The organism is Bartonella sp. PS7NMGDW (assembly GCF_042193585.1).
In the GTDB taxonomy this organism is placed as follows: Bacteria; Pseudomonadota; Alphaproteobacteria; order Rhizobiales; family Rhizobiaceae; genus Bartonella; species Bartonella grahamii.
On sequence record NZ_JBHILX010000068.1, the window covers coordinates 1 to 1,493 of the forward strand.

At 47.4% G+C, this 1,493-nt stretch carries 1 protein-coding gene; it reads right to left on the minus strand.

The annotated features are described in order from the left end of the window. The coding region (locus tag ACFIKJ_RS09205) for a DUF4815 domain-containing protein (RefSeq protein WP_375670537.1) at positions 1 to 1,493 on the minus strand (1,493 nt) is incomplete at both ends.

Consider the following 1,493-nt stretch of genomic DNA (forward strand, 5'->3'; position numbering starts at 1 on the left):
TTACGAATGCTTCTCCCACGGTTCCATCCCATGTTCAGTTGATTGGTCACGCTTGAGAGCCAATCGGTGCGCTGTTCATGCCAAAAGTCTGTCGCGGGGGTAAGAGTGACTGTACCAGGTAGGGGTGCAAAATTTTGATAGGGGTTGATCTTTTCGCAAGCCGTTGTCAACTCTTGCGCAATGATCACTTCATTTGTCCAGTCAAGGGTGACAGGCGCTGTAAGATTAGCGGTGTAAAAGGTTGGGTCAATGGCAAGCTGCAAAATGCCGTTGCCTACAGCCCCCGTTTGTTGAAAGCCTTCATCTCTGTAACTATCATCAAGAAAGGGATCAGCGAACATGCCTTTTTTAGCGACAGGTTCTTTAGAGTCCACATTGCTTTTAATGCGCTCTAATTGCATCAACCGGTCAAGAGAGAGCACCCGTTGAAAATAGCGCCACATCTCATCATAGGGGGCAACACGTGTGCCATCATTGACCACACCCGGCGTTTCAAGCCAATTGTTGGTGATTGTTGCAAGGGACAACACATCATCAGGGACACTGGGTGCCATGGGTTGATCTGTCGAGATACCTTTGATGTAAACCGCATTGCCCCCTGTGTTCAGTCCTATACGGTCAATGCGGGGCAATTTATAAGTGTAACTGACGATAATATCACCACCTTGCGCCCCACCTGAGACTGTGATTTCCTGCGCTGTTACTTTATCAGCCGTGATTTTTGCGCGGGTGCGATAAGTCACCTTATAGCTGCTCCCTGCTAAAGGTTCGTCTCCTATGGGCGCCCAATCAATGGTATCTCCGGTTTTTTTAAAATCTGTTCCTTCTTTAAATTCCTTAGTTCCTTGAACGACTTTGATAAACGCGGTGATGCTTTTATCCGGAACACCATCACGCCCCGAAGCAACGGCACCACGGGTGACGTTAACGGTTTTTTCTTTTGTCAACAAAAGAGACTGAATATCGGCAATAGGAAAATAATAGGGTTTAAAGGTAAAGCTTGTTTTCCCTTTTGGAGGCGCAAAAATATGCGTTTCGCTTGGAACAACGCTTGTTGAAAAGTCTTGCACCTCTTCATGGCGCAAGGCGGCAAGGCGTTTGCGTTTAAAGCCATTGATATTGGCTTCTCCTTCTTGAATACTAAACACTTGGCAACCGTTATTGGCTCCCAATGCGCTTACACGGCAGCCACTCACGATATAATGTCCATGGGCGCGGTCGTACGTCGCAATAGCTTGCATGGCGGGTTCAAGCAATGAGGGCGATTTTTGATCAATCAGAACACCATCTTGTAAAATATAAACGGGAAAGAAAGTGCCGCTCTGCGCATCCTCTTTCAGTGCCCAAACAAGCTGTGCTGTTTCGCGTGCGGCACCAGGTTCTCCTTCTGCTAAGGTGCCAGGGACTTGCCCCAATAGCTCTGGATCATCTTCGTGTGTTATCCATTTTTTTTGTAGCTTCACACCAATTTCCAAGCGTCCAATCATGGAAAC